Source organism: Flavobacterium sp., assembly GCF_044376915.1.
Taxonomy (GTDB): domain Bacteria; phylum Bacteroidota; class Bacteroidia; order Flavobacteriales; family Flavobacteriaceae; genus Flavobacterium.
In genome coordinates this window covers 1-3,280 of record NZ_JBILKB010000128.1, presented here as the reverse complement: position 1 = coordinate 3,280, position 3,280 = coordinate 1, and the positions used below count along the sequence as shown (strand labels likewise).

At 39.7% G+C, this 3,280-nt stretch carries 5 protein-coding genes and 2 tRNA genes; all 7 read left to right on the top strand.

The features are described 5' to 3' along the window. Nucleotides 1–11: 11 nt before the first annotated feature. Nucleotides 12–407: an ExbD/TolR family protein gene (locus ACIQ6Z_RS09625; protein WP_396210664.1), complete on the top strand. Its 396-nt coding sequence runs from the start codon at nucleotides 12–14 to the stop codon at nucleotides 405–407. Nucleotides 408–409: 2 nt separating this feature from the next. Further along, entirely contained in the window at nucleotides 410–1,195 is a 786-nt protein-coding gene (locus ACIQ6Z_RS09620; protein WP_396210662.1) for an energy transducer TonB, read from the top strand. A gap of 129 nt (nucleotides 1,196–1,324) precedes the next feature. Beyond that, on the top strand, nucleotides 1,325–2,539 hold the full coding sequence (locus ACIQ6Z_RS09615) for a bifunctional folylpolyglutamate synthase/dihydrofolate synthase (protein ID WP_396210661.1): 1,215 nt from the start codon (nucleotides 1,325–1,327) through the stop codon (nucleotides 2,537–2,539). A 157-nt stretch (nucleotides 2,540–2,696) separates the two neighbouring features. Next, a tRNA-Val gene (locus ACIQ6Z_RS09610) sits at nucleotides 2,697–2,771 on the top strand. A 48-nt stretch (nucleotides 2,772–2,819) separates the two neighbouring features. Continuing rightward, nucleotides 2,820–3,071, top strand: coding sequence for a GIY-YIG nuclease family protein (locus ACIQ6Z_RS09605; RefSeq protein WP_396210660.1), 252 nt, complete (start codon nucleotides 2,820–2,822; stop codon nucleotides 3,069–3,071). Continuing rightward, nucleotides 3,066–3,136, top strand: a tRNA-Lys gene (locus ACIQ6Z_RS09600). Before ACIQ6Z_RS09605 ends, ACIQ6Z_RS09600 begins: the two co-directional genes overlap by 6 nt. A gap of 48 nt (nucleotides 3,137–3,184) precedes the next feature. Further along, nucleotides 3,185–3,280 (top strand): GIY-YIG nuclease family protein (locus ACIQ6Z_RS09595; protein WP_396210663.1); only part of this gene is annotated, 96 nt, incomplete at its 3' end.

Genomic DNA, 3,280 nt, shown 5'->3' with positions numbered 1-3,280 from the left:
CCTGTTTAATTATGAACTTAAGAGGAAGAAATAAAGTAAACGCAGAATTCAATATGTCTTCGATGACCGATATTGTTTTCTTGTTGTTGATCTTTTTTATGATAGCCGTCACCACAATGACCAACACCAATGCTTTAGATTTGGTGTTGCCCAATTCGGCAGGCCAATCCGATCAAGGTGAAACAATTTCGGTGAGTATTGATGGAAAATTCAATTATTTTTTAGATCAAGAACAACTTCCCATAGAACAATTAGAGGCAGCATTGCAACAAAAATTAGCCGGACAAAAAGAGCCGAATATTGTTTTGCACGTGGCCAAAGAGGTTCCCATTGAAAATGCAGTTAAAGTAATGGATATTGCCTACCGAAATCAATATAAAATAGTTTTAGCTGTAGCTCCAAAGTAAACATGATTTTAGAAACCAAATATGAAAAGCGATCCTTGGGTATAACAGTTGTTGTATTCATAGTGTTGTTTATTTGTTTTTATTTTTATGTTTTAAAAGACGATCCGAATGTTCCTTATGTGTTTAAAGGAGGCGAAATTGCCATTAATTTTGGCACTTCTGAAACCGGAAATGGAGACATTCAACCGATAGAGAAGGTGCAAACAGCGCCAGAACCAGTGGTGAATGAAGCCGTTGAAACACCCGCTCAAAAAATTACCACACAAACCAAAGTTAAAGCAGCTGCGGTGCCAACAGCAACTACACCTTCTGAGGCACCACCGACACCCACGCCGCCCAAACGAAAAACCAACAGTGCATTAAACAGCATATTAAAAGGTCCCAAAACAACTGGAACCACGCAAACTGGACACGGCGATGATAACGACGGAGGAGACAAGGGAAGTGTTAATGGCAGTTTGTATGCTAATATGACTTATGGCGACGGAACGGGTGACGGAAAAGGAACTGGGAAAGGAACCGGCTGGGGATTGTCAGGTAGAAAATTATATGGCAACAGTAAAAAAATACAGGATTGTAATGAGTCGGGAAAAGTTGTTGTAAAAATATGGGTGAACCGTCAAGGAAATGTAATTCGTGCCGAGCGCTCGCAAGGAACAACAAATACAAATCCGTGTTTGGTGAATCCTGCCATTGAAACAGCAAAAACGTTCAAATGGCAATCAGATAGCAATGCGCCCGAAACCCAAATCGGTTTTGTGGTGGTTAATTTCCAATTGGGAGAGTAGCCAAAAGATACAATTGCGGGCTCATCAACCCCGATAGCAATGAAAATCCCATGCCTCGCATGGATTGTAATGGATAGCGGGTACTGGGTTGGCCAAAACGCCCAAACCCTTCGTTTCAAAACAAACAAAATGAATTACCAAGAAACCACAGAATGGCTGTTTAAGCAGTTGCCCATGTTTCAAACGCAAGGCGCATCAGCCTATAAAAATGATTTAACCAATATCGTATTGTTGGCTAAGCATTTGGGACATCCCGAGTTGCAATTCAAATCGGTTCATGTAGCGGGTACCAATGGCAAAGGGTCAACTTCTTCGATGATCGCTTCCATACTTCAAGAAGCGGGCTATAAAGTGGGTTTGTATACTTCGCCCCATTTAAAAGATTTTAGGGAACGCATTAAAATCAACGGACTAGAAATACCTGAGGATTTTGTAGTGGATTTTGTGGCTCAAAACCAGGCTTTTTTTGAAGCCAATGCCTTGAGTTTTTTCGAAATGACCGTAGGACTGGCATTTGATTATTTTGCGAAAGCCCAAGTAGATGTTGCCATCATTGAAGTGGGAATGGGAGGCAGGCTAGATGCTACAAACATAATTACGCCGTTACTTTCGGTAATTACCAATATTGGTTTTGATCATACCCAGTTTTTAGGGGATACATTGGCTAAAATTGCCACCGAGAAAGCTGGCATCATTAAGCAAAATATTCCGGTTGTCATAGGAGAATACAATCCAGAGACACAACCTGTTTTTCAAAGCAAAGCTGCGGCAGAAAAGGCCCCTATTTTTTATGCCCACACAGCACCCGAAATAACATATCCCTGTGCTTTGAAAGGCGCGTATCAAAAACACAATAAAAAAACAGTGCTTCAGGCGATTGAAATTTTGAAGGCAAACTTTTCAATTTCAGAAGATCACATCAAAGCGGGTTTACATAATGTAGTGATCCATACGGGTTTGCTCGGAAGATGGCACGTATTACAGGAAAAACCATTTGCTGTATGTGATACCGCGCACAATGCTCACGGCCTAGCAGAAGTCTTAGCCCAAATTGCCCAACATAAATATGATACTTTGCACGTGGTTTTAGGAGTGGTAAATGATAAAGATTTAGACGCCATTTTACCCTTGTTTCCCAAAAAAGCAAAGTATTATTTTTCAAAACCCAATATGCCTCGTGGATTAGACGCTACCCTTTTACAAGAAAAAGCAGGAGTGTATGGTTTAAAAGGGCAGGTATATGATTCGGTGTCAATGGCTTATGAAAAAGCTTTGTCTAGTGCGGGCTCCTATGATTTTATTTATGTAGGCGGTAGCACTTTTGTAGTCGCAGAAATTATCTAATTTTTTTAGGAAATCACTTGTGCAAATAAATTATCGGTGTATATTTGCACTCGCGTTACAGCAATGTAAAGCATTTTAGGGCGATTAGCTCAGCTGGTTCAGAGCATCCCGATTTTATCGGGAGGGTTAGGGTTCAGCAAGATTAAATAACATATTAGGGCGATTAGCTCAGCTGGTTCAGAGCACCTCGTTTACACCGAGGGGGTCGGGGGTTCGAACCCCTCATCGCCCACAAAGTCCTTAGAAATGAGGACTTTTTTTATACGCCAAATTTTTTTATATGCCATTTTTCGTTTATATACTCTTCAGTCCTTATAAGGATAAATTTTATATTGGTTTTACTTCTGACCTAGAAAATAGAATAACCAGACACAATCAAAAAAGCAAAGGTTTTACCGGTACAACAAATGATTGGAAAATCGTGTATTCTGAAAGCTATAGTACAAAGTTTGAAGCTATGACTAGAGAAAAACAAATAAAGTTATGGAAAAGTCGGAGCAAAATTCAACAATTAATAAATAGTAAAGATTAGCTCAGCTGGTTCAAAGCATCCCGATTTTATCGGGAGAGTCGGGGGTTCGAACCCCTCATCGCCCACAAAGTCCTTAGAAATAAGGACTTTTTTTATACGCCAAATTTTTTTATATGCCATTTTTCGTTTATATACTCTTCAGTCCTTATAAGGATAAATTTTATATTGGTTTTACTTCTGACCTAGAAAATAGAATAACCAGACACAAT

Excerpts from the sequence above, each read along its gene's own strand:
- ACIQ6Z_RS09615 (WP_396210661.1), top strand. The coding sequence starts at position 1,325 with ATGAATTACCAAGAAACCACAGAATGGCTGTTTAAGCAGTTGCCCATG.
- ACIQ6Z_RS09620 (WP_396210662.1), top strand. The coding sequence starts at position 410 with ATGATTTTAGAAACCAAATATGAAAAGCGATCCTTGGGTATAACAGTT.
- ACIQ6Z_RS09625 (WP_396210664.1), top strand. The coding sequence starts at position 12 with ATGAACTTAAGAGGAAGAAATAAAGTAAACGCAGAATTCAATATGTCT.
- ACIQ6Z_RS09605 (WP_396210660.1), top strand. The coding sequence starts at position 2,820 with ATGCCATTTTTCGTTTATATACTCTTCAGTCCTTATAAGGATAAATTT.